This window comes from Pseudomonas sp. B22129 (genome assembly GCF_044218875.1).
Classification (GTDB): domain Bacteria; phylum Pseudomonadota; class Gammaproteobacteria; order Pseudomonadales; family Pseudomonadaceae; genus Aquipseudomonas.
Window position 1 is genome coordinate 2,943,248 of the sequence record NZ_CP162592.1, and the last position, 25,399, is coordinate 2,968,646.

Below are 25,399 nucleotides of genomic sequence, written 5' to 3' on the forward strand. Positions count from 1 at the left end.
AGATGGCCCCGATCTGATGTGGGAGCTGGCTTGCCTGCGATAGCATCACCTCGGTCTGACTGGAAGACCGAGTCGCCTGCATCGCAGGCAAGCCAGCTCCCACAGTGATCGGGTTTACAGCTATAGATCTGCAGTTAATGCCTATAAAAACAGATGTTCGTGGAGCCTCGCCGATGAAATCCTGTGAAGTCAATTTTGACGGTCTAGTGGGGCCGACCCATAACTACGGCGGTTTGTCCTACGGCAACGTCGCGTCCCAGAGCAACAGCCAGCAGTCTTCGAACCCGAAGGAAGCGGCGTTGCAGGGCCTGCAAAAAATGAAAGCCCTGATGGACATGGGTTTTGTACAAGGTGTGCTGGCGCCCCAGGAACGTCCTGATGTGGCGGCCTTGCGCAACCTGGGGTTCAGCGGCACTGATGCGCAGGTGATCCAGCAGGCCGCCAAGCAGGCGATGCCGTTGCTGGTGGCGAGCTGTTCGGCGTCGAGCATGTGGGTGGCCAACGCCGCCACCGTCAGCCCGAGCGCCGACACAGCCGATGGCCGCGTGCATTTCACCGCCGCCAACCTCAACTGCAAATACCACCGCAGCATCGAACATCCGACCACCAGCCGCGTGCTCGGGGCGATGTTTGCTGATCAGAAGTACTTTGCCCACCACGCGGCCTTGCCGGCCGTGGCGCAGTTCGGCGACGAAGGCGCAGCCAACCACACGCGTTTCTGCCGTGAGTACGGTGAAGCGGGCGTGGAGTTCTTCGTGTTCGGCCGCAGCGCGTTCGACACCCGTTACCCGGCGCCGCAAAAGTACCCGGCGCGCCAGACCCTTGAGGCGTCCCAGGCCGTCGCACGGCTGCACGGCTTGAAAGATGACGGCGTGGTCTACGGCCAGCAGAACCCGGCGGTGATCGATGCGGGCGTGTTCCATAACGATGTGATCGCGGTCGGCAACGGCGAAGTGCTGTTCTATCACGAGGATGCGTTCCTCAATACCGAGCAGATGCTCGCCGAACTGCAAGGCAAACTCGGCAAGCTGGGCGGCAACTTCCAGTCGGTGTGCGTGCCTCGCGCCCAGGTCAGCGTCGAAGACGCCGTGCGCTCCTACTTGTTCAACAGCCAGTTGCTGAGCCGCCCTGACGGTTCGATGCTGCTGATCGTGCCGGAAGAATGCCGCGCCAACGAGCGTGTCTGGCAATACCTGCAAAGCCTGACGGCCTCCGGTGGGCTGATCCGCGAAGTGAAGGTGTTCGACCTCAAGCAAAGCATGCAGAACGGCGGCGGTCCGGCGTGCCTGCGTTTGCGCGTGGCCTTGAATGAAACGGAACTGGCGGCGGTGAACCCAGGCGTTATCATGACCGCGCCGTTGTACGAAACGCTGACCCAGTGGGTAGGCAAGCACTACCGCGACAGCCTGCGTGAAAGCGACCTGGCTGACCCGCAATTGCTGCTTGAGTGCCGGACGGCACTGGATGAACTGACGCAAATCCTTAAACTGGGCTCGGTTTATCCTTTCCAGATCAATTAACGCCATACGGCTGAGAACTATTGTTATGACCACCGACACCCTGAAACTGATTCTTGAAGACATCGACGGCACCCAGCTGGAAACCTCCTGCACCCGCGTCGCCGTGGTCTGGCAGGGCAAGGAAATCTGGATCCAGCACGACGGCCGCGGCCAATTGCTGATCGGTGTGGATGTGGAAGAAGGCGACGCCGAATACGCCAACCTGCTGATGCGCCCATTGGCCACCAACTTGATGAGCCTGCAACTGGAAATGGAACCGGCCGACGTTGACGGTGATGACGACGATCACGTCCACGGCCCAGGCTGCAACCACTAAGGAAGCCCCTTATGCTCGCCCTCGGCAAACTGCTTGAACTGACCCTCGCCGGTCGCGAACCGGCGCAAAAAATTCAACTGACTGTCGACGGCGTGCAGATGCGCTGGCTCAGCGAGGGCGCACTCGAAGTGCGCCCGCCGCAGGCCCGCGACAACGGCAGCGACCTGTTGCTGTCGTCCGGCATCCATGGCAACGAAACGGCGCCTATCGAACTGCTCGACCGCCTGTTGCATGGTATCGCCCGTGGGGAGATCAAACCCCGCACCCGTATTCTGTTCCTGTTCGGCAACCCCGAGGCCATGCGCCGCGGCGAGCGTTATCTCGAACTGGACGTCAACCGGCTGTTCAACGGCCGTCATGAAAAAAACATTGGCCCCGAAGCCATGCGCGCCGCCGAGCTTGAGCAACTGGCCCGCAGTTTCTTCAGCCTGCCTGGCCGTTCGCGCCTGCATTACGACCTGCACACGGCCATTCGCGGCTCGAAGATCGAGCAATTTGCCCTGTACCCATGGAAGGACGGGCGCCAGCATTCTCGCCACGAACTGGCCCGCTTGCGCGCCGCCGGCATGGAAGCGGTGCTGCTGCAGAACAAGACCTCGATCACCTTCACCGCGTTTACCTACGAGCAACTCGACGCCGAGGCGTTCACCCTGGAATTGGGCAAGGCGCGGCCATTTGGGCAGAACCAGGGTGTGGACGTGTCCCGCCTGGAAACCCGCCTGAAGCAGATCATCGAAGGTACCGAGCCTGAGACGGACAGCCTTGACGGCTTGCAACTGTTCGCCGTGTCGCGCGAAGTCATCAAGCACAGTGATGCGTTCCTGCTGCACCTGCCGGCGGACGTGGAAAACTTCTCGCCGCTGGCCAGGGGGTATTTGCTGGCCGAAGACGTTGCCAAGACCCGCTGGGTGATCGAGGAGGAGGGCGCACGCATTATCTTCCCCAACCCGAAAGTGAAAAATGGTCTGCGCGCCGGGATCCTCATCGTGCCGACCACCGAGCAAGGCCTGGCTTAATGATTCAGGTACTGTTTGCGCGGCGGTAACCCGAGCTCCTTACGCAGCCCGTTTTCGCTGAATTCCTGCGGGTTGGTGTTGGTGCGCGGGGTGCTCGGGTCGCGATCGAAGTCGAACGGTGGTGCTGCCGTTGGCAGGCCTACGGCTTGCAGTTCGGGGTTATTCACCGGGTAACGCGGTTTGTTGCCGTCAATGCCGTCTGGGCTCTCGCCACGCAAGAGCGTGCCGCTGACGTGATTCCATGCGTGGCACAGCTCATGGAACAGGTTAATGATGCTGGGCGTTCCGGGAATTATGTCGGTGGTGTTGTACCAGATTTTCCCGCCGTAAGAGGCGCGGCCAGGCTGGTCGTTATCGATAAACGGCCAATTCTCGGTGCCCGGTGCCGGCACAAACTGACCGTTGAGCTTTGGGTAGAACTCGTGAATTGTGATGGGTTGCCCGCTGTCGATGGCTGCGCGTTCCAGTTGTGTCAGCAACCGTTGACCGGTGGGTGAGCTGAGCAGCAGGTTCAAATCGTCGTTGACCCGTTTGACGAATTGCACGCTGCCTTGCACCACGAGGCCGGTCTGGCTGAGGGCGTTGGGTTCGAGGTGAACCGCATGGGAGGCCAACTGCCCGGGAGGCAGATCAGGGACGTCCGGGTGCATCATCAAGGCGCAATTGACGGTGAGGCTGCTTTTGAAATTGCAGTAGGTGACGTCGTCGGCCTTGAGCTGCGTGACATCGTTAAGCCCATCGCCGGTGTAAATGACGTTATGGGCGGGTCCTGCCTTGATCCGGTCATTTCCGGGGCCGCCGCTGAGGATGTTCGGCCCGCGCCCACCGACGATATGGTCATCGTCCTCACCACCGTCGATAAAACACGAGCCGCCACCGCCACTGAGATCGTCTTTGCCTGGGCCGCCATAGACGGTCATGTGGGTGTCCTGGAAACCATGCACCTCATCGTCGCCTTCGCCCGCCTCAACGTGGCAATTACCGCTGACGACGGCGATAAAGTCAGCGCCGGGTCCGGTACACAAACTGGCTGTTTTAGCGGCGCTGACCACGCGGTCGTCGCCTTCGCCGCTGTAAACAAAGACGGGCACTATCACGTTGTCTTCGATATGAATCCGGTCGTTGCCGCCCTGGGTGTCCAGCACCAGTGTTTGTGTGCGCCAGTTGAGGGTGATTTCGTAGCGAGACTGGTTGATCTGCACCGTCAGCGTCAGTTGAGTGTCGATTGGGGGAGCGGCAAAGATATTGACGGTGTCAGGTGTATCGAATGTGATGAGGCACAGTTGATCGACCTCCTCATCCCTGAACAATTTGCGCTCGATGCGCACGTTTTCATTTTCAAGAATGTTGTGGATTTCGGTAAAACCCGGGCCACCGGGGCGTTCGTTAGTGGGCTCGCGCCTGGGGTTGGGGGTGAGCGTGCGTGCATCGATGACGTAAACGCCTTCGGCATTTTGGTGTGGGGGCATGGCGCAGTTCCTTGTGTTTAGGGTAAGGGAGGCAGGCCTTACTAAACCTCGGGAGTGCGTGCTTGAAGCGGTAGATATGCAGGTGTCAAAAAAATGCCCCGGCAAGTGGCTTGCCGGGGCATTTTTTTATCACGGGCTGAGGGAGGTTCAGACCGCCAGTTTCTGCTCGCTGCGACGGATTGCGCGAACCTTGTGCAGGGTGTCGGCGCAGGTGCGTGCGGCTTCCTGGCCCTTGTGCACGAAGTGCTCGTAGAAGAATGTGGTGTGCTCGCTGCCTGCATGGAAGTGGTGTGGGGTCAGGGACACCGAGAACACCGGCACTTCAGTTTCCAGCTGCACCTGCATCAGGCCGCTGACCACCGATTGGGCCACGAACTCGTGACGGTAGATACCACCGTCCACCACCAGCGCGGCAGCGACGATACCGGCGTAACGGCCGGTCTTGGCCAGCAGCTTGGCGTGCAGGGGCATTTCAAAGGCGCCGCCGACTTCGAAGAAATCGATGTCCGATTCCTGGTAGCCCTGGGCGATCATTTCGGCGAGGAAGCCTTTGCGCGATTGGTCGACAATATCCTTGTGCCAGCAGGCCTGGATAAACGCGACGCGCTCGCCGTGATGGTTTTTGCTTTTGCTGTCGATTGCGGTGGGTTGCATGTTCTGACTCCTGTTTAAGAAAAAAACAGGGCGTTATGAATCGAATGGGATTTCAAGGGTGCGGACGGCGACGTCATGTAAACATGAACGCGGCGCTCGGCCCTTGGGTGCCAATCCCGTTCTCTCTTCATCCGGACTATGACCGTCGGCCCCGGGATCACACCGGGTCTGCTGACCTTGCCGCCGTCCTGCGTGAGCAGTTCGAGGCGCCAAGCGCTCGCGGGCTATGCACATTGCGTGCAATTACCGCCGGTGGGGAATTGCACCCCGCCCTGAGAACGTTGCCGCCAGAACCCTGGCGGCGGAGAGTTTTTAACACGGTTTTTCCAAAACTGCACGACCGTCGTATCGATAAGCTATATCGGTTTGTTTGGTTGGTATTCGATTGAAGGTGCAAGGGGGGTTGATATTCCGTGGCGTTGCCCGCAGTAATCACTCATAAAAGGAACTTACTTAACCCTCTAGAGGCTTGTTTCATGTCTGTGATCGACCTGCGCAGCGACACCGTGACCCAACCCACCCCCGGCATGCTCGACGCGATGGCCAGCGCCGTCAGTGGCGATGACGTGTATGGCGAAGACCCCAGCGTCAACCACCTGGAGGCCGAGCTCGCCAAGCGCCTGGGGTTCGCGGCGGCGTTGTTCGTGCCCACCGGCACCATGAGCAACCTGCTGGCGTTGATGGCCCACTGTGAGCGCGGCGAGGAATACATCGTCGGCCAGCAGGCTCACACCTACAAATACGAAGGCGGCGGGGCGGCGGTGCTGGGTTCGATCCAGCCACAGCCGCTGGACGTGCAAGCGGACGGCTCGCTGGATCTGGACCAGGTGCTGGCAGCCATCAAACCTGACGATTTCCATTTCGCCCGCACCCGCCTGCTGGCGCTGGAAAACACCATGCAAGGTAAAGTGCTGCCGCTGGATTACCTGGCCAAAGCGCGGGCGTTTACCCGTGAGCATGGCTTGGCCCTGCATCTGGACGGTGCGCGCATCTACAACGCGGCGGTCAAGCTGGGGGTGGATGTGCGCGAGATCGCCCGGCATTTCGACTCGGTGTCGGTGTGCTTGTCCAAGGGCCTCGGCGCGCCGATCGGCTCGGTGTTGTGTGGCTCCACGGCGTTGATTGCCAAGGCCCGGCGCCTGCGCAAGATGGTGGGCGGTGGCATGCGCCAGGCCGGTTCGCTGGCGGCGGCAGGGCTGTACGCGCTGGATCACCAGGTGCAGCGCCTGGCCGATGACCATGCCAACGCCCAGTGGCTGGGGGAGCAATTGCGAGAGGCGGGCTACGAGGTCGAGCCGGTACAGACCAACATGGTCTACGTGCAGGTCGGTGACTGTGCGCAGGCCTTGAAGGCGTTTGCCGCCGAGCGCGGGATCAAGTTGAGCGCCGCGCCACGCCTGCGCATGGTCACCCACCTGGACGTCAGCCGGGCGCAGATCGAGCGCGTGGTTGAGACATTTGTCGAGTTTTCCCGAAAATGACAGTGCAGACCGTCTAATTGACTGTTTCTATCGCATAAACACGCTGTACCACCGGCAAAGGGCCGATATAATGCGGCCCTTTGCCGTCGCTCCGTCTGATGATGTTGCGCACTGGCCTTTGGCCGCAGCCTCCGTGGAAGAACCTAATGAAAAGCGCAGAAATCCGTGAAGCCTTCCTTCGCTTCTTCGAAGAGCAAGGCCACACCCGTGTAGCCTCCAGCTCCTTGATCCCAGGCAATGACCCAACCCTGCTGTTCACCAACGCGGGGATGAACCAGTTCAAGGACTGTTTCCTGGGCCAGGAAAAGCGCGCCTACACCCGCGCCACCAGCAGCCAGAAGTGCGTACGCGCCGGCGGCAAGAACAGCGACCTGGAAAACGTGGGTTACACCGCGCGCCACCACACCTTCTTCGAAATGCTGGGCAACTTCAGCTTTGGCGATTATTTCAAGAAAGATGCGATCACCTTTGCCTGGACCTTCCTGACCGGCGTGCTGAAGCTGCCGAAGGAAAAACTCTGGGTCACCGTCTACGCAACCGACGACGAAGCGTATGACATCTGGACCAAAGAAATCGGTGTGCCGGTCGAGCGCATGATCCGCATCGGCGACAACAAGGGCGCGCCGTACGCGTCCGACAACTTCTGGACCATGGGCGATACTGGCCCGTGCGGCCCGTGCACCGAGATTTTCTACGATCACGGTGCCGACATCTGGGGTGGCCCGCCGGGCTCGCCGGAAGAAGACGGCGACCGTTACATCGAGATCTGGAACAACGTGTTCATGCAGTTCAACCGCACCGCCGATGGCGTGTTGCATCCACTGCCAGCGCCGTCGGTGGACACCGGCATGGGCCTGGAGCGGATCAGTGCGGTGATGCAGCACGTTCACTCCAACTACGAAATCGACCTGTTCACCAACCTGCTGAGCGCCTCGGCTGCCGCGATTGGTTGCGCCAACGAAAACCAGTCGTCGCTCAAGGTCGTGTCCGACCACATCCGTTCCTGCGGCTTCCTGATCGCCGACGGCGTGCTGCCGTCGAACGAGGGCCGTGGCTACGTGCTGCGCCGCATCATCCGTCGCGCCTGCCGCCACGGTAACAAGTTGGGCGCCACCGGCAGCTTCTTCTACAAGATCGTTGCCGCGCTGGTGGCCGAGATGGGCGAAGCCTTCCCGGAACTCAAGCAACAGCAAGACAACATCGAGCGCGTGCTCAAGGCTGAGGAAGAGCAGTTTTCCAAGACCCTGGAGCATGGCCTGAAAATCCTCGAACAGGACCTGGCCGGGCTCAAAGGCACCGTGGTACCGGGCGATGTGGTGTTCAAACTTTACGACACTTACGGCTTCCCGATGGACCTGACCGCCGACATCGCCCGTGAGCGCGAGCTGACCGTCGATGAGGCCGGTTTTGAGCGTGAGATGGAAGCCCAGCGCGTGCGCGCGCGTTCCGCCAGCTCCTTTGGCCTGGACTACAACACCCTGGTCAAGGTTGACGTGCCGACTGAGTTCACCGGCTACCAGGCCACTGTTGGCTCGGCCAAAATCGTTGCCCTCTATAAGGACGGCAAATCGGTTGACGTATTGAATGAAGGCGATGAGGCGGTGGTGGTCCTGGACCGGACGCCGTTCTACGCCGAATCCGGCGGCCAGATTGGTGACTGTGGTTTCCTCAGCTCGACGTCCGGGCGTTTTGAGGTGCGTGACACCACCAAGACCGGCGGTGCATTCCTGCACCACGGCGTCCTGGTGCTGGGCAACCTGACGGTCGGTGCGCCGGTGGACACCCAGGTCGATGCCGACGTACGGCATGCAACCGCTTTGAACCACTCCGCCACTCACCTGCTGCACGCCGCGTTGCGTCAGGTATTGGGTGAGCATGTGCAGCAGAAAGGTTCGTTGGTTGACAGTCAGCGCCTGCGTTTTGACTTTAGCCACTTCGAAGCGATCAAGCCTGAGCAGATCAAGGCCCTGGAAGACATCGTCAACGCCGAGATTCGCAAGAACACGGCGGTTGAAACCGAAGAAACCGATATCGAAACCGCTAAAAAGAAAGGCGCCATGGCGCTGTTTGGCGAGAAGTACGGCGACGAAGTGCGCGTGCTGAGCATGGGCGGCAGCTTCTCGGTGGAGCTGTGTGGCGGTATTCACGCCAGCCGTACCGGCGACATCGGCCTGCTGAAAATCATCAGCGAAGGCGGTGTGGCTTCCGGTGTGCGTCGTATTGAAGCGGTGACCGGTGCTGCGGCCCTGGCCTACCTCAATGCGGCTGAAGAACAACTCAAGGAAGCGGCCGGCCTGGTCAAGGGCAGCCGCGACAACCTGATCGACAAGCTGTCGGCCGTTCTGGAGCGCAACCGTGCGCTGGAGAAACAACTGGAGCAGTTGCAGGCCAAGGCAGCCAGTGCGGCGGGCGACGATCTGTCGGCCAGTGCGCTGGACGTCAAGGGTGTGAAAGTCCTGGCTGTACGCCTGGACGGTCAGGACGGCAAGGCGCTGTTGGCCTTGGTCGATCAGTTGAAGAACAAGCTCGGCCGCGCAGTGATCCTGCTCGGCGGTGTCCATGAGGAAAAGGTCGTTCTGGTTGCCGGTGTAACCAAAGACCTGACTGGCCAACTCAAGGCCGGTGATTTGATGAAACAAGCCGCCGCGGCAGTGGGCGGGAAGGGCGGTGGTCGTCCGGACATGGCGCAAGGCGGTGGTGTAGACGCAGGCTCCCTGGACGCGGCCCTGGCCCTGACCGTGCCGTTTGTCGAGGCAGGCATTTAAGGCGCTGTTAATGAGCCCATGGTCTAGTCATGGGCTCGCTCGGTTGCTTGAATTTGTTTATTGGGCGCCCCTTTACGGGCTGAGGCGGCTTAGAAATGGCTTTGATCGTACAGAAATTTGGAGGCACCTCGGTCGGCTCTGTCGAAAGAATCGAGCAGGTCGCCGACAAGGTTAAGAAATTCCGCGATGCCGGCGACGACCTGGTGGTGGTGCTGTCGGCCATGAGCGGCGAGACCAATCGCTTGATCGATCTGGCCAAGGCAATCAGCGGCGATCAACAACCGCTGCCGCGTGAGCTGGATGTGATCGTGTCCACCGGCGAGCAGGTGACGATTGCTTTGCTGGCCATGGCGCTGAACAAGCGTGGTGTGCCGGCGGTGTCCTACACTGGCAGTCAGGTGCGCATCCTGACCGACAGCGCACATACCAAGGCGCGCATCCTGCAAATCGATGATCAGAAAATTCGTACTGATCTCAAAGCCGGGCGCGTGGTAGTTGTAGCAGGGTTCCAGGGTGTGGACGAGCACGGCAACATCACGACCCTGGGGCGTGGCGGTTCGGACACCACCGGCGTGGCGCTGGCAGCGGCTCTGAAAGCCGATGAATGCCAGATCTACACGGATGTGGACGGCGTCTACACCACGGATCCGCGGGTTGTGTCCGTGGCTCAGCGCCTGGAGAAGATCACCTTTGAAGAGATGCTGGAAATGGCCAGCCTCGGTTCCAAGGTGTTGCAGATACGCGCGGTGGAGTTCGCCGGCAAGTACAACGTTCCGCTGCGCGTATTGCACAGCTTCAAAGAGGGTCCGGGCACCCTCATTACTATTGATGAAGAGGAATCCATGGAACAGCCGATCATTTCCGGCATCGCTTTCAACCGCGATGAAGCCAAGCTGACGATCCGTGGCGTGCCGGATACTCCGGGCGTGGCGTTCAAGATCCTCGGCCCGATCAGTAGCGCCAATATTGAAGTCGACATGATCGTGCAAAACGTTTCGCACGATAACACCACCGATTTCACCTTTACCGTGCACCGCAACGAGTACGATGCGGCGGAGCGGATCCTGCAGAACACCGCGAGCGAGATTGGCGCCCGTGAAGTGGTCGGCGATACCAAGATTGCCAAGGTGTCGATCGTGGGTGTGGGCATGCGTTCCCATGCCGGCGTTGCCAGCCGCATGTTCGAGGCCCTGGCCAAGGAAAGCATCAACATCCAGATGATCTCCACGTCGGAAATCAAAGTCTCGGTGGTGATCGAAGAGAAGTACCTGGAACTGGCTGTACGCGCACTGCATACCGCTTTTGAGCTGGACGCTCCGGCCCGACAGGGCGAGTGACGCAATGCCAGGAAGGCGCGGTTTTTACCGCGCCTTTCATTTTTTTGTGGGGCGCATGTTCTTTTGCGTGGGCTCGACAATACTAAGGCGGTAGGACTATGGCCATTGGCCGTAGGTCGAAGGCCTTTTTTTTGCAGACTGTTGTTCCTGAACTGAAATGCGTGAGGTGAAAGGTATGCTGATTCTGACTCGTCGTTGCGCAGAAAGCCTGATTATCGGTGATGGCGAAATCACCGTGACTGTGCTCGGCGTCAAAGGCAATCAAGTGCGTATCGGGGTTAACGCTCCGAAAGAGGTGGCGGTCCATCGCGAGGAAATCTACCTGCGGATCAAGAAAGAGAAGGACGAAGAACCAAGCCTTTAATTTTTATCGTTTTTTATGTTTGCAAACGGGGATGAACGTGGTTAATATACGCCCCGTGTTGCGGAGAGCTGGCCGAGTGGCCGAAGGCGCTCCCCTGCTAAGGGAGTACACCTCAAAAGGGTGTCGGGGGTTCGAATCCCCCGTTCTCCGCCATTATTTGCTTAGTACGTTGCAATCTGGTTTTTTCGCTAAGTTGTTGAAATTAAACGAAAAAATAGCTTTACATAGAGATTGAACGGCCTATAATGCGCGGCAACAAATGCACTCGTAGCTCAGCTGGATAGAGTACTCGGCTACGAACCGAGCGGTCACAGGTTCGAATCCTGTCGAGTGCACCATTTAAGAGTCAGTTGCAGCGATGCAGGTGATTCGGCTTCAACCAGTTGTGATCTGGTCTAAAAACACAATCTGCACTCGTAGCTCAGCTGGATAGAGTACTCGGCTACGAACCGAGCGGTCACAGGTTCGAATCCTGTCGAGTGCACCATACAAACAAAAAGCCCGCCTAGTGCGGGCTTTTTGCCGTCTGGGGTTTGTGTAGGATTTTTGCTTTTTCCACCCCGCCCATGTGTTTTCCCCATCCGCTGCGACGTCGCAGTTCATAGATGCAGCCAATGCTCAGCTTTGGCTCGCAAGCGCTTGTTCTTTCCAGTTTTTTAACGTTAAAAGCGCACGCAGCGTGTATCATTGCGCCCGTCAGCCCCGCCGGGGCTTGTGGAATACCTCCATGGACTTACCCAGTAGTTACTTAGTACCCCGTTTTACCAATCATGAATTGACTGATTGATCCTTCCGGCGTGCCCCGCTGCTGGGAGTGGAGTTCGCCTATGACCGAAGTAGAAGTAAAGAAAACACAAGAAAGCCTGCAGGATCGCCTGGCTCAAGTCATCGAGCTGCTGCAGCGCCAGCGTGTGGTCGAAGACCTCACGCATCGCCAGGAAGGTCCGAATCACGACCGCGTCGAAAACCTGGTTCACCGGCAAAACCTCGTCGAGTTGCAACGCAAGCTCGACGACCTGCACTCTGCCGACGTTGCCTATATCCTCGAAGCCCTGCCGCTGGATGATCGACTGACCTTGTGGCAGCTGGTCAAGGCCGACCGCGACGGCGACATCCTTCTCGAAGTATCCGATTCGGTCCGTGAAACCCTGATCGCCGACATGGACGATCACGAGCTCCTGGCTGCGGCACGGGAGATGGACGCCGACGAGCTGGCTGACCTGGCCCCCGAGCTGCCCCGTGACGTTGTCCATGAGTTGATGGAGGCCCTCGATGGCCAGCAGCGTGAGCGTGTGCGCTCCGCGCTGTCCTATGACGAGGATCAGGTCGGCGCCCTGATGGACTTCGAGATGGTCACCATCCGCGAAGACGTCAGCCTGGAAGTGGTATTGCGCTACTTGCGTCGCCTCAAAGAGCTGCCTGGTCATACTGACAAGCTGTTTGTTGTGGATTACGAAGGCATTCTCAAGGGTGTGCTGCCGATCAAGCGTTTGCTGGTCAATGATCCGGACAAGAAGGTTGCGGATTTGATGGCCAGCGACACGGTGAGCTTTCATCCGGACGAAGATGCCTACGATGCCGCCCAGGCGTTCGAGCGTTACGACTTGATCTCGGCGCCGGTAGTCGACAAGAACGGCAAGCTGATTGGTCGTCTGACCATCGATGAAATGGTCGACCTGATTCGTGAAGAGAGCGAAACCGAAGTCCTCAACATGGCGGGTCTGCGTGAAGAGGAAGACATTTTTGCTTCGGTGTGGCGCTCGCTGCGTAACCGTTGGGCCTGGCTGGCCGTTAATCTGATCACTGCGTTCATCGCTTCGCGAGTGATTGGGTTATTTGAAGGTTCGATCGAAAAGCTGGTAGCACTGGCGGCGCTTATGCCGATTGTGGCTGGCATTGGTGGTAACTCGGGTAACCAGACCATTACCATGATCGTGCGTGCGATGGCGCTTGATCAGGTCAGCACTGCCAACTCGTCACGCCTGATGCGCAAGGAGTTGGCGGTGGCACTGATCAATGGCCTGGTGTGGGGTGGGGTGATCGGTATCGTCGCCTACCTGCTCTATGGCAGTTGGTCGTTGGGCGTTGTGATGACGGCCGCCATGACCCTTAACCTGCTGCTCGCTGCGTTGATGGGGGTGTTGATCCCCATGACCCTCGCGCGCCTTGGGCGTGACCCGGCAATGGGCGCCAGTGTGATGATTACCGCCATGACCGACAGTGGCGGCTTTTTCATCTTCCTGGGCCTGGCAACCATCTTCCTGCTCTAATCCCCTCCGGCGGGAACTCATTGGTTCCCGCCCGTTCTCCTCCCGAATTCCACGCAAAAAAAAGCCAGCACATGGCTGGCTTCGGCTTTCAATTGCAGATCAGTTGGCTTCTGCGGCCGCCTCAACGTCGTGCGCGATAAGCGAGACGAGAGCATTTTGCTGGCGGTGGGAGAGCTGACGAAAACGCTGCAGCAGTTCGCGTTCGTGCAGTGACAGCTCAGGGCTGTCCAGGCGCATGCTCAACTCTTCGCCCAACGCACCTTCCTGAATGAGGCTCTGTTCCAGGCGCGCGATGATTTCGGAGTTCATGCTGCGGTGATGATTGCGAGCCACCTCGGCAATGCGTTCCCGCATTCCGTCTGGCAGACGTACGACGAACTTGTCAGCCGTACGGCTGGAATAAATTGCCTGTTTCAATGGGCGCATATATTTAACCGGTTAGTTCAGGGGAGCGGTTCTTGGAATTGGCCGCAAGGATGAGTGTTAAGACAAGACTCACGACCAAAGTTCAACCCGAATTGCAAAGAGGCCGCATCATGCCTCAGATTTGACAGTTCCTTGGCGTCAATTCTGTGACAAATATTGAACTGCCTAAAGGCTTTATGCCAGCACTCATTTGCATTTTTGCGGACTGGTTTGAAAACTTTTCAACAGGTCCCTTTGTGTTGGAATGTTTCCCGAAAATTCAGGTCGCACCGGGGTTTGAGGCCGCACATCCTATAGCAAAGTGGCCTTTTGCCCTTAATCTTTAGACTAGTGGCAATTTGCCGATTTACGAGTGCGAGGCGACATAAGGTAGGGCGGGGAGGGGAGGGTGTCAGCGTAAAATCGGGTCAAATTTGATGCGCCGCCCTAGCGCGAGGGTCAGCAGCAGAAGGCTCGCCAGCACACCTGTGGCAATGAATGCGATGGTCTGTGTGTCCTCGCTGCTGGCGGTGAGGCCTAGAGCGCCGAAGAGGAGGGTGAGGCATAAAATAAACCAGGCGAATTTGGTCATGAACAGTTCCTTAGAACACCCAGTGTTCGGATGGCGGTGCTGCCTGAGTGCCTTGGGTCAGGTAGATCGGCGATTGTGCGGTAGGCGTCATGACAGCCAGTTGCGGACGTTGCTGCAGATGATGCGGGACGGCCTGGCTGATTTGTGCGGGATCATCGTTGCCGGACGATTGAAAGTGGAATGTCACCAGTGCAGCCAAGGCTACGGTGTTGAGGGCTAACAATAGGGCACTGTTCATGGTCATGTTCTCCGCTTAACGCCTTGGCTGATTGGGTTTGCAGAAGAAGTATTGCAGGTGTCGTGCCAATCTATTAATTCAATAAAAACAATGGGTTGGGTCTACTTTAAAGCTTGTTGATGTTGCAATTTGCAATGCGCTCATTTTAAGGGGCGTGCAATATGCACGATGGCGGCTGTGCCTGTATTCAGAAGGGCGCGCCGGGCGTGTTCAACAAAGGATCGGCCTACACTCAAAAAGCCCAAGGACGACATGACAAAACCTACCCTGGCCGTTAACATGCACGCCGTCTGTCGCCGCGACTTTGGTCCGGTGGCTGTCATTTGTCCCAGTAGCTCAATTGGATAGAGCATCCCCCTCCTAAGGGGAAGGTTGGCCGTTCGAACCGGCCCTGGGACACCATATAATTCAATGCCTGTAGCTGGTTTCCAATTCGCGTTCATTACCCTGTGACAGCAGGGTGACAGCAAGGCAACGCGCTATACGGCTTTTTGGTTAAAGGAAGAACTGAATGAGCAAGATTGCGTATACCCTCCGGACGCGTACTGACACGACTGAGATTCATATTTTCCTGGCCGACGTCAAAGATGATGGCAAGTGCTATTCCCGTCGAAACGCCATTTGCCAGAAGGCAGGCAAAGATGAATCCACGACTAAGCTCGGCTGCCTGAGCGAGCAAGAAGCTCGCACCGAAAGTGCGAAGCTTGGCCGGAAGGTATGTGGGACCTGCGTTAGTCATTTGTACGCAACGTACTAATAGCTCAAACCCTCTGGACAGCTGCGTCCCGAATTCGTAACACAGTTGTAGTGGAGCAGCTGGCGTGCCGGGCTGTCGCGCGAATCCCCAAGCCGGCGCCGAGCAACTCGGTCACGCGCTTGTGCAGATCGGCGTCCACTGGCCGCCCCTGGTACTTGCCGGCGGCCTTTGCCTTCTCGATGCCCTGGGCCTGCCGGTCGCGGCGCTGCTCGTAATCCTTGCGCGCGATCGCGGCCATCATTTCCACCAGCATTGAGTTGATGGCGCCCAGCATTCGCCCGGTGAACTCGTCGCCCTTGGTGTCCTGCATTCCCTGGTGGCTGGTCGGCAGGTCGAGCGCGACGATGCGCAGGCCCTTAGAGTCGATTGCGGCCTTCAGCTTTTGCCAATCCTCCACCGGCAAGCGGGAGAGGCGGTCTATCGATTCCACCAGCAACACGTCCCCCTTGCGAGCATCCTTCAGCAGGCGCACCAGCTCGGGCCGGTCGGCGGTGGCGCCGCTGGCGTTCTCCAGGTACACGCTTGCTATGACCTTGTTATGGTCGCTGGCGAACTGCTCGAGCGAAGCCCGGGCACGGCCGGCGTCTTGTTCTTCGGTGGAAGCTCGGAGGTATGCGCGGATGAACATGATGGGTGCCTGTATCAGTTAGGGCGTTCTACTAATACTGTTGCACTTTGGGTGTTACTTATCAAGAGAAAAGCCCGAGAAAGGCAAAATAAGCCTGTATCTGGATAGGCATACCCGGCTTAGACGCCTGAAAAGATTGCTTAAGGCCATCATTGTGGAGCAACATCGGACCTAGAAGACAGGACGCGGCGTAAGCCTAAATAAGAAGAGGTGCAGGGAATGCTAGAGTTGAATCAACGGTGGGTGCATTTTTATGGTGTGACATTACAGTCCGCTCCAGACGATGCTCCGCTTTTTGAGCTGGAGAATTGTCTTCAAGTTCTCAAACAGAATTTCAAAGATGGAAGTTTGCATAAGCTAATACATAAGGGGACTGCTTGCGTTAGGATTTCTCACTTGCATATTAATAAAAAGTACCGCCGGGCTAGCTTCTTATTTCAGTACGCAGATTCAAAAATATCCGATCCTGCTTTTAGTGACCTTGTGTCGGGCGAGTTGAGGTCAGAGCCAAAGTTGCAAGGTGAAGGTATTGCGGTGTCTGCTCATGCGGTCATTTATTTGGATCCAATTAAGCCGAATGGATTAGAGTATTTAATGCTACTTGAGGATGCTCCCGGGATAGGCAAGACCAAGTTAACTCCGTTCATGAATACTTTATTAAAGTCTTATATGACCAGGGAGTACGATAGTGTTGATGGTGGGGTACTGAATTGTTATCCAGTGATTGGCTTTGATCACCTTACAAGCCAATCTCTTTTGGAAGACCTTGAAAGAGGTGAGCTTAGGTTTGTTGAACTGTTCAAGAATCAAACTATACAAGAGTTAGATGAAGACCCGTTCCTGGATAAAGTGACTACTACGGTTAAGATCAAAGCCGTCTCAAATGCTCACGGTCAGCCAGCCGTCGATTTTATCAACCGTGCTAAAGACCTCGGCAACGAAAAGGGCTACCCTGAGATGAGGGTGGTATTCAAAAGGCCGGAAGGTAAGCAGAGATCTGTCAGAATGTCTACGCTGCGCGAGGATGCAGGCGACGCCGTTTTTGGGCGTATGGAACTAGTGACTACAGACTACGATCTACCTCAATGTGCAGCCGAGATGGATCAGGAATTTCTTAAGAAAATGAGAGCTCTTAAATAATGAGGAGGGCATATGAGCAGTATTCATCGATTGCTTACTCCCCTTTCTTATTTACGTATTGAAAGGCAGGATAAAATCACTGATGAGTTGGTTATACCTGGCGTGATTACTGCGTTGCTGGTAGGTGTGCTGATTTATTTTTCTGGTCGAATTCCGGTCTTTTCTGAAAAGGGTGTAATAAGTGTAATTGTAGGGTACCTGCAAATAGTTTCTGGTTTTTACATTGCGTCTTTGGCAGCAGTTGCTACTTTTAATAAAGACTCCATGGATAAACCTATGCCAGGTATACCTGTAGTACTTCCTTCTCGAAAGAAGCGGAGGGGAAGGTCTGAGGCTCTATCTAGAAGGCGTTTTTTGTGCTTTTTGTTTGGGTATCTGTCCTTTATGTCTCTGTTTTTATATTTTGGAGGAAGTGCTTTGGTGCTTTTGGCGCCGCAAATAAAGTCTATATTTTCTGGTGAGTTTTTCCTGTTTTTAAAGTGGTTTGTCGTTGTCGTGTATATTTTTCTGACTTGCAATATGTTGGTGACAACGTTGCTAGGCCTTTATTATATGACAGATCGAATTCATCGTAAGGAGGCTGCTTTCGTTAAGCCAATGGTAGCCCCCATTGTCGATGATGAGGATGATAATGACGACGACGAAAAGTACTAAATAAAACGATCTGTGTTGTTGTGATCAGCTTACATTTGATCCTCAGCATAAATTCCGGCACTGATGATCGCCCCGCCCCAGCGTCGGTAACCGCAGCACAGAGGAACCGGGTTGCCCGAAGCAGTGGTGTTTCGGGCTGCGCCAAATGCGTACGATGGCGTGTTCTCCGGCGCTGCGCTGGTCTTGAGACCGCCGGCCTGGGGGCTGAGTATTTGGATCACGCCGCCGGCGACCATACCCACGCCAGATGCAAACAGGCCGGCTGATACTGGAGGCGCCCAGAACGTGAAGAATGACGCTACGATCAGCACGGCGCCGATTACGGTTTGCAGAACTCCAGAGCGTTTGCTGCCCACTATCACGGGGGCGATGATGATGTCGCCCTTGCCTTGAAACCCAAGCTCACCCTCACCGATATTTTTCTTGCCTCGAAATACCGCGAATACGAGGCCGCGAGACTTCGCATTCGACAGAAACCGTTCAAACCCAGGGATCTGCACTGACAATGCTTTGATGGCCTCGGCCGGCGTTCGGATGGAGAACTGGTAGGACTTACCGAACTGCCGTAGCTGCCCGTACAGTTTGATTGTGGTGAGCGGGGCGTATTCGATTGCTGTAGCGGCCATGGGGCCTCCTATGGATTGGTGGACGGAGCTGGAAGCCCAAGGCGAATGGCGAGCACTGCGCGCGACATATGCGCCTGGTCGATTGTCAGTTTTTCCTGGCGCGGGTCGTAGTTCCACACCCGGTTGTAGATCACATCGCTGGCCCGCGCGCCTCGGAATGTCCCCCTCAGCAGATCGGCCGAAACCCTGGCCTCTTCCTCGGTGAAGAAGGGACCGTCGACTGTCACTTGTTGGCCACCACTGACGTGCTGGACCTCCCACACCGTGTAGCCGGCGTCCGGCCCTTGGATCAGTTCGTATGGTTTGAATTTCTGCGTTTTGCACGCCTCGGTAAAGCGTTCTTGAAAGGTCATGTCTTCACACTCACAGAGTCTGCCGTTGATCGGCGCCACCAATACTTGCGTAGCGCACGGGTGCGGCAGTTAGGCCGCTTCGGATTGATCAGAGGACGCTTTTGCGGAGGTGCGAGAGGGCATTTTTGCTAGCCATTCGCGAAGCGCTTCGGAGCCTTCGCAGCCCGATCTCCACTTCTCAAATCGGCCGGTGTACCCATTCGAATTGGCAACCATGCCGCTCAGTGCGATACCCGCATTGGAGGCGGTGGCCAGCACGTCATCGTAAATCGCTAGCATCTGCTTGAGCCCTTCAATGTCCTCGGCGCGGGACGCTGCAATACCTGCACGCGAAAGGCTGTCAGCCGCCTCTGGCGATAGCCCGGAAAGCATTGGGTTTGCCCTGAGCACCGCCTCTACAACGTCGGGATGACTACCTGCACGCGCCTCAGCGACCAGTCGCTGGCGCTCTTCCGGCTTGAGGCTACGCACGATGGCTCGTAGCTCCTGATCGGCCAGGAAACCAACAACGTCCGAGCTTGCGCGCGGCGTGACCGCGGCAAAGCCGCTGGCCACTGTTTGGGCCAACGTGAGCATATCTTTTGCTGCCTTCTCCATCGCCGGCATCAGGGCGGGAATGATTCCATCAATCTGCTCCTTGCCCTTGCGCTCAATGGCAGCGGCGTTGAGGTCCTTGTTCCCGCGAATCGAGAGGATTTCCTCTCCGAGGTCCTTGAACGCCTCCAGCGACAAGCCCTGCAAATGGCGAACAGACTTCAACAAGCCACCGGCCTGCCAGGTGCCTTTGGTGCCATCGGGGCGCTGGATATTGAATGTTCTTGCCTCTACTTGGTGGTGTTCGTATTCGGAGTAATGGAGGTTGGCCAAGCCAACTTTGAGGACGGATCGTTTGCCGATTTTCATTGAGTTACCTTTTGATTGTCTGGCCGTGGGGCGGCCGGTTTTGGTCTGAGGCTTCGCTCAGAATTTCGAGTAGGGACACGTTTTCTCGGGTGCCACCGCCGGTTGCTGTTACGTGCAACTCGTCCATAAGGGCGCTGATCTCTCGTACGTCACGATTGAATTGAGTGAGCCCTGATTGCTGACGCAGCTTGGCCACCTGGCTACGGATGTTCATGGCAGGCCTCGATGATCAGTCGGTACTGTTCGGCGACGTGATTTTTGATGTCTTGCCCGCCAGCCAATGGCGGGAAGATCCAGGCGCCAGCGCTTGGGAATGGCCGCATATCCATCACACCTACTGGAGCGGGACGGCGGAGGTTTTCAATTGCGCGGACGTGGAGAATGAACGCCTCTGCCAGATTGGCCGCGTCGCTGCTGTTCATGGTGCACAGTGGAAAGTGCATCACCGTTTGCACGCCCAGGACTGGATAGTTGAATGAATGGCCCACGGTCTTGGGGTAGTCCATCTCCTCCTCAACCGCGTCAACCCTGCAGTCCACCACCGTCAACATAACGAGCACTGTCTCTTCGTCTTCGGTGCCGATCTTCTCTGCAATTCGCTTGAGCTCGGCCCGCATCCACTTAATGCTCATTGCCGCATCCCCTCCATCTGTTCGCGGAGTTCTTCAACGGCCTTCTGTAGCTCGGCAACTTCGATTACCCGGGCAACAGCACCTAGCCCTTCGATCAGTGCTTTGCCCTGGTCTGGCGGTAGCTCGCCGGCGGCAACTGCGCGAAGTATTGATTTGGCTGCGCTGGGCAGGTCGGTATCGTCCAGGTCGAAGCACACCGTCTCGGCAGTTGGTTTGATCGGGGGCACTAGGCGCTCAAGGATCAGTCGGCAAGCCTGCATATCGCCCTTCTTGGCCGCTGTCAGAACCTTCTTTGTCACGGCGTCTGCACCTTCCGCGAGTCGGGCGCGCAGCTCCTGCGTTTGGCCAGAACGGCCACCTGGATTACCTGACTGCCCCGGCTTCCATTTGCCGGCTTTATCGCGATCAGTCATGCGGTGGGCGATTCCATGGCGATGACCGGTTTGTTTTCAGCGAGCGCTATCAGCAGGGCAGATGCTTGAACGCTTCCGTCTGCTGCGGCTTCGCGAAGGCGGCCCCAGGCGGCAGCAACTTCGGAGCGAGTTGGTTTGTGCTGGCGTCCTCGGGCGGGCTTAGCTGTGTTCATAGGTGCTGCCTCGAATGGGTTTTGAGTGGCTCAAAAACTCACATTAGGCATGATCTGATCATTTATCCAGTGCTTTTTAGGTGCACTCTAGGTGATACACATAACCGGATTAAACGGGACTGAAATAGTTGGTTTGCAGCGAATCGAGAAGGGGTTTTTTGTTGCAGTAAGTCGGGGGTAGGCAAAGTGATACACAGCCGGGTTTTCGGCTCAGTTGATAACCCTCAGCCTGGCATCGCGTAATTACTGGAGCGCGTCGGAGGATGGTGGGTTTTACGAGGAGGTCGTAAAAGGTGGGAGGGAGTAGCGGGGAAGTGGCTGCTTGAAGTCCGATTTCCGGACAACAACCTGGCCTCCCATTTTGGTATGCCGGGTTCCGCGCCACGTTTTGCGAGATGTGAAAACGTGGCGCGGATTTGATGCGTCCAGCTTTGGACGCATCTTCCACCAGTGGTGGATCACCGTGTCGCGTGCCTGTTCCGGCCTGCTGTCAGGAGCTATTTGTTGTTGCCAATTAATAGTGGGAGGTATTGAAGCGCTTGGGCGTCGCGATCTTTAAAGTATGCGACAGCCTTTTGAGGGAGCCAGACTCTGTGAAAATGGTCTCTAAAGTCACCGAGCACCTCGTTGGGATAAAGCTTTGGCGACACTACCCGGCCATCTTCAAACCGATGTTGGTATGTGGGAAGGGCATCGGTATCGATACCTTTGGTATCCCTAAGCCACTTGCAAAACATACGGCCTTCCGAGATGTCCGGGAGCATTCTGTCTGGCAGCCTGTAGCCGGCGTCCTCCATAGGACCTATCAACACTAGCGCCATTTCGTTCAGCATTGAAAAATGAGTAGGTGGAACGGCTCCTCTGTTGGCCATATACCTTTTCATATGGTACGGCAAGTTTTGTGGGTTTGCCTTTTCTGCAAGCCACTCTCTTACCCAGGTAGCTACCGCTACTGCGAAACGTGGGGAGCACCATTGACCTAGGTTGATTGCAACGTCCGGGTGAACCCAAGTCCCACGTGCTTCGACAGGGCCGTTTATTACGGTGATTACCAATGAATCAATGGGGATGCCGTTCGACCTAGAAAGTTCTGATAGGAACTCTCCAGTCACTACCTGCCTCGAGTAATCGTGAAATCCTTTGCCTGAGGCACTGCACATTGCAGTTGCATTCACATATCCATCAGCAGTGCGCTGGTGGATCAATGCGCCTTCTACCCGTCTAGGGATAAGATCCATCTGTTCGTTCATTGCAGCTCTCCATTCCTGCCTGGACCCAGCTGGATCCAATCGGACAGGCAGAGTGCCACCATAACCGTTTTTTAAGGGGTCGGCCTATACCCTTTCGTCTTAGTTGATGGAGTGCCCTCGAAGATTTCCGATTTACGATCCTGCTGACTGGCAGATGAGGGCCAAACCTGCTGGGACATTTATCCGTCCTGCTGATCTGACAAAGCGGCGCGAAGCAGATGATCAGATCCGATTCGGCTCATTTGGTCTGTTTCGCAGTACTCGGAAGGCGTACCGAGAAAACCGGAACCACTCCCGATCTGCCAGATAGACCAAACCGTCTCAGTGAGACCAAAGCGTCACACTTCCCCATACCTCAACTAAAAGGGAACCGCAGGACTTTGGATGGGGGAAGGAGCTGCGCTGATACCATGCAAATATGTTCGGATGGAGCACGATGGCGCTGTATTATGGCGAGTCATTGCCGGTTCACGTAGTCACAGTTCAAGGAGCAGAAGGTGTCTACCCCATCCCTCTATAACGCTATTCGAGATCACGACTTCTCAGAAACCACCTGCTTCCTGTGTGGTAGCGATGTAGAAAATAACCAAAGTAGTCGAGAACACGTTTTCCCGAAATGGTTATTGCATCATTTTGGGCTCTGGGACAAGCCCATTACGTTGCTAAACGGTACTAAGTTGGCGTATCGACAGTTAGTGATTCCTTGCTGTCAGTCTTGTAACAATGGATGCTTGTCGAGTATAGAGCGAGAGGTTCAAGAGCGATTTGTCAACGGGGCGGCTGAGCTAGTATCTATGGATCGTGAGCGTCTTCTGGTGTGGGTATTGAAGATTTTCTACGGGTTGCTTTACCGGGAGTTGTTTCTTTCCTTCGACCGTCGGCAGCCAGGCGCTGGGAATATTGTGAGTGCAGAAGATATGGAGCAATTTCAATTGCTTCATTTGATTCTACAGTCATGCCGCGTACCGATGCTATTCTCAATAATGGAAAGTGATATTCCAGCTTCATTATTTATTTTTGATGTTCAGGAGCCAGAAGATCCCGAGATGCGGTTTGATTATAAGGATGATATTTCTAACCGTACTATGTATCTCAGATTGGGTAAGGTTGGGATTCTTGCCGCCTTTGATATGGGGGCTCAGACGTTTGCAGGAACAGAGTTTTTTTCGCGGTACCAGAGCCACCCTTTACATCCAGTTCAATTTGGAGAACTCGGAGCAAACCTATTTATGAAGGCGAGAGTTTTTAATCGCACTCCTAAGGTATTGGTCGGGGAAAATTCGCAAGTTGTTACCTTCAATGTTCTTCCAATGGCAGGGCTGTCATCGACACCAGTTTTTGGGATCTGGGACGCTGAAGATATGGCTGAAATGCTAATGTTTTTTTTAGGCTACTCTTTGGAGGTGGTGATGCCAGAGGAGGGGCGCAATGCCACTTGGTTAGAGAATAGTGACGGCAGTCTTCGATTTATTGGTATGGATACTCCCCCCTGGGTCTCACTCACAAAGACTTGACTCGATGCGACAAGTGGGACCGAGCCATAGCGCACTCCGATCTCCCGCCGTGATGGTGAGGTGTTTAAGAGTTCATAATTGAAGGGGTAGATGTACTCAGGTCTGAGTACATCGACAGTAACGATTCAGGATGTTAAAAACGGTTCGAGATTATATCTACGTCTAACTGTAGATTAGTCAGGACCTTTCGATACGCTCGCCAATACGTGGGATTTTGATTACAGTGTTCGGCATTATGCTTTCATCTTCATACGTAACCAGTCCCTCGGATTTGAGCTGTTTCAACTCAAGAAGGAGTCTGTGCGTAGGGATGTTTTCGGATAAGAGATCTACAAGGTCTGAAGCGGTATAAGACTTTTTTCGCCTCATCGCTTTTCGAAGCTCAGACAGGATGTGCTCTCGTACAGTTTCTTCTCTCGCCTCACTGTCAATTTGTCGAGATGTCTGTATAGCGTGCTCTAACAAACCTTTCATTTCATTTTTTATTTCTGTCAGGTTGCCATCCGAGACTCGTTGACGGTCAAGGATTTCAGAAAGATGCTTGTCCATGGCTCTTTTTACTTCTGCAACTTTCTCTTCTGCTTTTTTATCAGCCTCCTCAAGAATGCTATCTTTATTGTCTGTTGTTTGCGAGTCGCCGCCATTCCAAATGTGCTTTCGCATATCAGATACGGTATCTTTCATCATTGAAAAAGTATCCGAATATAACTTGTCGAATAGGTTTTCGAGCCTTTTAACGCTTGCGTCAATTCCTTTTGCTGCCTCGGTGGTTGCTTTGGAGGCTTCGTTTGACATATTGAAAAATACTACTGATAACCAAATAGCACCGATGCCCAGCACAAGAGAAACTATTGATGCAATTAAACTAATTAGTTCGATAGCTGTCACAAAATTTTCCTTTCTTTGTGTAGCGCCCAGTAGAGTGCTTTTCCATGATTTAGTAATTAGGTGCGTTTTAACGGTGTAGATAGGACGTTTCTCAAGCCACGGCTTACGCGTGAAAGCGACACAGCTTGAGAGATGAGTTCGTTATCCTTACCTCACCCTAAGCCAATGCTAAGCCATTGGCCACTACTAAGTCTTGCACGTTCTAAGATTCGGGCCGAATTTAAGGGGAGCTTCGTGTTGTTCGGGCGCAATTATTTCGACACCCCCATTGCGTTACCGGTAATGAGGTGGCAGTATTGTTTCCGTTACCGGTAATGAGGTATTCAGATGGCAGACAAATCCGAAAGCCCGAACACCCTGCGCCAGCGAGCATTCAAGGAGCGGCAGAAAGCGGCAGGCTACAAGAACACCACCGTGTGGATTCACGCTGAAACAGAGGAGGAGGGTAGGCAGGCAGCGCGAGACGGTAAGCCACTCAAACCGATGGAGTCGAAAGACCCCTTGAGCTGGGCGGCAGGCTGGATCAGCGAGAAGGGTAAGCAGTAAATACCCCTAATTTTGGGTATTTGAATGTGAGGAAATCCCACTTTTGAAAAGTGCCAAGCCGCTGCGCTAACAGCGGCCTGGCGATTACACGACGACACTTGAAGGTACACGTCATGCAACTTTACCAAAATATCAGTAACGCCCTGAAAGGCCAAGATAAGTCCGAATTTGAAGGGCAGGGCCTTGCAGGCACTGAGGTGGGCGACTCTAGCGCCTTACACCTGCCCCTCTTCACCGAGAAGCAACGAACCTTAGTGGTTGAACTCATTCTCGCAGAGCGGCGTTACGCTACCCGATGGTGGACGCACCTGTGCGAGTTGCGGCGGCGTAAGGAGCTCCCTGAGTGGGTTGCGGCGGACATTGGCACTCATGATGAGCATGACCTGATGCTGGAGAGCCGGAGAGCTGTCAATCGGGCCATTTTCGGCTCGGATGACCTGGGCGGCGATCAGCAATACCGCGCGGTGGTGCTGGAGTAGGGCTGACAAGCGACGA

Annotated in this window: 26 protein-coding genes, 4 tRNA genes and 1 riboswitch; of the genes, 17 read left to right on the forward strand and 13 right to left on the reverse strand. The window is 55.8% G+C overall.

Features of this window, described 5'->3' with window-relative positions; all coding sequences use genetic code 11:
• Positions 1–173 precede the first annotated feature (173 nt).
• Genes astB through astE form a run of 3 tightly spaced genes read left to right on the forward strand, consistent with a single transcriptional unit; the run spans position 174 to position 2,852 of the window.
• Positions 174–1,520 carry an N-succinylarginine dihydrolase gene (astB, locus tag AB4P94_RS13505; RefSeq protein ID WP_395610933.1) on the forward strand — a complete coding sequence of 449 codons (1,347 nt, stop codon included), beginning with the start codon at positions 174–176 and terminating at the stop codon, positions 1,518–1,520.
• A 25-nt stretch (positions 1,521–1,545) separates the two neighbouring features.
• The gene (locus AB4P94_RS13510) at positions 1,546–1,836 is read left to right on the forward strand and encodes a topoisomerase II (RefSeq protein WP_395610934.1); all 291 of its coding nucleotides are present in this window, start codon (positions 1,546–1,548) and stop codon (positions 1,834–1,836) included.
• Between the two features lie 11 nt (positions 1,837–1,847).
• Positions 1,848–2,852 carry a succinylglutamate desuccinylase gene (gene astE / locus AB4P94_RS13515; RefSeq protein ID WP_395610935.1) on the forward strand — a complete coding sequence of 335 codons (1,005 nt, stop codon included), beginning with the start codon at positions 1,848–1,850 and terminating at the stop codon, positions 2,850–2,852.
• Here astE and AB4P94_RS13520 read toward each other — a convergent pair.
• Both AB4P94_RS13520 and AB4P94_RS13525 read right to left on the reverse strand, forming a co-directional pair.
• Entirely contained in the window at positions 2,849–4,321 is a 1,473-nt protein-coding gene (locus AB4P94_RS13520; protein WP_395610936.1) for a M91 family zinc metallopeptidase, read from the reverse strand. The genes astE and AB4P94_RS13520 overlap by 4 nt on opposite strands.
• 147 nt (positions 4,322–4,468) lie before the next feature.
• Positions 4,469–4,975, reverse strand: coding sequence for a 6,7-dimethyl-8-ribityllumazine synthase (locus tag AB4P94_RS13525; protein ID WP_395610937.1), 507 nt, complete (start codon positions 4,973–4,975; stop codon positions 4,469–4,471).
• Between the two features lie 114 nt (positions 4,976–5,089).
• Positions 5,090–5,259: riboswitch (FMN riboswitch) on the reverse strand.
• A 192-nt stretch (positions 5,260–5,451) separates the two neighbouring features.
• Between AB4P94_RS13525 and ltaE the strand changes: the two genes are divergently transcribed.
• The 8 genes from ltaE (at position 5,452) to mgtE (ending at position 13,192) form a co-directional block, all read left to right on the forward strand.
• A complete protein-coding gene (ltaE, locus tag AB4P94_RS13530) occupies positions 5,452–6,456 on the forward strand; it encodes a low-specificity L-threonine aldolase (RefSeq protein WP_395610938.1) in 1,005 nt (334 codons plus the stop codon).
• 146 nt (positions 6,457–6,602) lie between these two features.
• Positions 6,603–9,221 (forward strand): alanine--tRNA ligase, encoded by a 2,619-nt coding sequence (gene alaS, locus AB4P94_RS13535; RefSeq protein ID WP_395610939.1) that lies wholly within the window; start codon positions 6,603–6,605, stop codon positions 9,219–9,221.
• Between the two features lie 95 nt (positions 9,222–9,316).
• Complete coding sequence (locus AB4P94_RS13540; RefSeq protein WP_395610940.1) at positions 9,317–10,558, forward strand: aspartate kinase; 1,242 nt, start codon at positions 9,317–9,319, stop codon at positions 10,556–10,558.
• A 175-nt stretch (positions 10,559–10,733) separates the two neighbouring features.
• Positions 10,734–10,922 (forward strand): carbon storage regulator CsrA, encoded by a 189-nt coding sequence (csrA, locus tag AB4P94_RS13545; RefSeq protein WP_003175645.1) that lies wholly within the window; start codon positions 10,734–10,736, stop codon positions 10,920–10,922.
• A gap of 62 nt (positions 10,923–10,984) precedes the next feature.
• Positions 10,985–11,075, forward strand: a tRNA-Ser gene (locus tag AB4P94_RS13550).
• Positions 11,076–11,183: 108 nt separating this feature from the next.
• Positions 11,184–11,260, forward strand: a tRNA-Arg gene (locus tag AB4P94_RS13555).
• Between the two features lie 72 nt (positions 11,261–11,332).
• Positions 11,333–11,409 (forward strand) — tRNA-Arg (locus AB4P94_RS13560).
• Positions 11,410–11,749: 340 nt separating this feature from the next.
• Entirely contained in the window at positions 11,750–13,192 is a 1,443-nt protein-coding gene (gene mgtE / locus AB4P94_RS13565) for a magnesium transporter (RefSeq protein ID WP_395610941.1), read from the forward strand.
• Positions 13,193–13,291: 99 nt separating this feature from the next.
• On the opposite strand, the gene AB4P94_RS13570 is transcribed toward mgtE, so the two are convergent.
• The 3 genes from AB4P94_RS13570 to AB4P94_RS13580 form a co-directional block, all read right to left on the reverse strand.
• Positions 13,292–13,618: an Arc family DNA-binding protein gene (locus tag AB4P94_RS13570; protein ID WP_003193592.1), complete on the reverse strand. Its 327-nt coding sequence runs from the start codon at positions 13,616–13,618 to the stop codon at positions 13,292–13,294.
• A 391-nt stretch (positions 13,619–14,009) separates the two neighbouring features.
• Positions 14,010–14,189: a PA3371 family protein gene (locus tag AB4P94_RS13575; protein ID WP_395610942.1), complete on the reverse strand. Its 180-nt coding sequence runs from the start codon at positions 14,187–14,189 to the stop codon at positions 14,010–14,012.
• A gap of 10 nt (positions 14,190–14,199) precedes the next feature.
• Positions 14,200–14,427, reverse strand: coding sequence for a hypothetical protein (locus AB4P94_RS13580; RefSeq protein WP_395610943.1), 228 nt, complete (start codon positions 14,425–14,427; stop codon positions 14,200–14,202).
• Between the two features lie 325 nt (positions 14,428–14,752).
• Between AB4P94_RS13580 and AB4P94_RS13585 the strand changes: the two genes are divergently transcribed.
• Positions 14,753–14,829: transfer RNA gene (locus AB4P94_RS13585), tRNA-Arg, on the forward strand.
• A gap of 359 nt (positions 14,830–15,188) precedes the next feature.
• Here AB4P94_RS13585 and AB4P94_RS13590 read toward each other — a convergent pair.
• Positions 15,189–15,812, reverse strand: a complete 624-nt coding sequence (locus AB4P94_RS13590; protein ID WP_395610944.1) for a recombinase family protein — start codon at positions 15,810–15,812, stop codon at positions 15,189–15,191.
• Positions 15,813–16,031: 219 nt separating this feature from the next.
• Between AB4P94_RS13590 and AB4P94_RS13595 the strand changes: the two genes are divergently transcribed.
• Both AB4P94_RS13595 and AB4P94_RS13600 read left to right on the forward strand, forming a co-directional pair.
• On the forward strand, positions 16,032–16,952 hold the full coding sequence (locus tag AB4P94_RS13595; RefSeq protein WP_395610945.1) for a hypothetical protein: 921 nt from the start codon (positions 16,032–16,034) through the stop codon (positions 16,950–16,952).
• 12 nt (positions 16,953–16,964) lie between these two features.
• Positions 16,965–17,606, forward strand: coding sequence for a hypothetical protein (locus tag AB4P94_RS13600; protein ID WP_241912248.1), 642 nt, complete (start codon positions 16,965–16,967; stop codon positions 17,604–17,606).
• Between the two features lie 29 nt (positions 17,607–17,635).
• Here the strand turns inward: AB4P94_RS13600 and AB4P94_RS13605 are convergent, their stop codons facing one another.
• The 6 genes from AB4P94_RS13605 to AB4P94_RS13630 form a co-directional block, all read right to left on the reverse strand.
• Positions 17,636–18,232 (reverse strand): tail assembly protein, encoded by a 597-nt coding sequence (locus tag AB4P94_RS13605; protein ID WP_395610946.1) that lies wholly within the window; start codon positions 18,230–18,232, stop codon positions 17,636–17,638.
• Between the two features lie 8 nt (positions 18,233–18,240).
• The gene (locus tag AB4P94_RS13610; protein WP_395610947.1) at positions 18,241–18,585 is read right to left on the reverse strand and encodes a hypothetical protein; all 345 of its coding nucleotides are present in this window, start codon (positions 18,583–18,585) and stop codon (positions 18,241–18,243) included.
• A gap of 69 nt (positions 18,586–18,654) precedes the next feature.
• Positions 18,655–19,488: a hypothetical protein gene (locus tag AB4P94_RS13615; RefSeq protein ID WP_395610948.1), complete on the reverse strand. Its 834-nt coding sequence runs from the start codon at positions 19,486–19,488 to the stop codon at positions 18,655–18,657.
• A 200-nt stretch (positions 19,489–19,688) separates the two neighbouring features.
• On the reverse strand, positions 19,689–20,120 hold the full coding sequence (locus AB4P94_RS13620) for a hypothetical protein (protein ID WP_395610949.1): 432 nt from the start codon (positions 20,118–20,120) through the stop codon (positions 19,689–19,691).
• Positions 20,117–20,533: a DUF5681 domain-containing protein gene (locus tag AB4P94_RS13625; protein WP_017529439.1), complete on the reverse strand. Its 417-nt coding sequence runs from the start codon at positions 20,531–20,533 to the stop codon at positions 20,117–20,119. The genes AB4P94_RS13620 and AB4P94_RS13625 overlap by 4 nt, the downstream gene beginning before the upstream one ends.
• 670 nt (positions 20,534–21,203) lie before the next feature.
• Positions 21,204–21,956 (reverse strand): KilA-N domain-containing protein, encoded by a 753-nt coding sequence (locus AB4P94_RS13630; protein WP_053257598.1) that lies wholly within the window; start codon positions 21,954–21,956, stop codon positions 21,204–21,206.
• Between the two features lie 497 nt (positions 21,957–22,453).
• On the opposite strand from AB4P94_RS13630, the gene AB4P94_RS13635 reads away from it, so the two are divergent.
• Positions 22,454–23,470: a hypothetical protein gene (locus AB4P94_RS13635; protein ID WP_395610950.1), complete on the forward strand. Its 1,017-nt coding sequence runs from the start codon at positions 22,454–22,456 to the stop codon at positions 23,468–23,470.
• A 177-nt stretch (positions 23,471–23,647) separates the two neighbouring features.
• Here the strand turns inward: AB4P94_RS13635 and AB4P94_RS13640 are convergent, their stop codons facing one another.
• Positions 23,648–24,358: a hypothetical protein gene (locus AB4P94_RS13640; protein ID WP_395610951.1), complete on the reverse strand. Its 711-nt coding sequence runs from the start codon at positions 24,356–24,358 to the stop codon at positions 23,648–23,650.
• Positions 24,359–24,685: 327 nt separating this feature from the next.
• On the opposite strand from AB4P94_RS13640, the gene AB4P94_RS13645 reads away from it, so the two are divergent.
• Positions 24,686–24,904 carry a hypothetical protein gene (locus AB4P94_RS13645; RefSeq protein ID WP_395610952.1) on the forward strand — a complete coding sequence of 73 codons (219 nt, stop codon included), beginning with the start codon at positions 24,686–24,688 and terminating at the stop codon, positions 24,902–24,904.
• Positions 24,905–25,017: 113 nt separating this feature from the next.
• Positions 25,018–25,383: a hypothetical protein gene (locus AB4P94_RS13650; protein ID WP_395610953.1), complete on the forward strand. Its 366-nt coding sequence runs from the start codon at positions 25,018–25,020 to the stop codon at positions 25,381–25,383.
• The last annotated feature ends 16 nt before the right edge of the window (positions 25,384–25,399 follow it).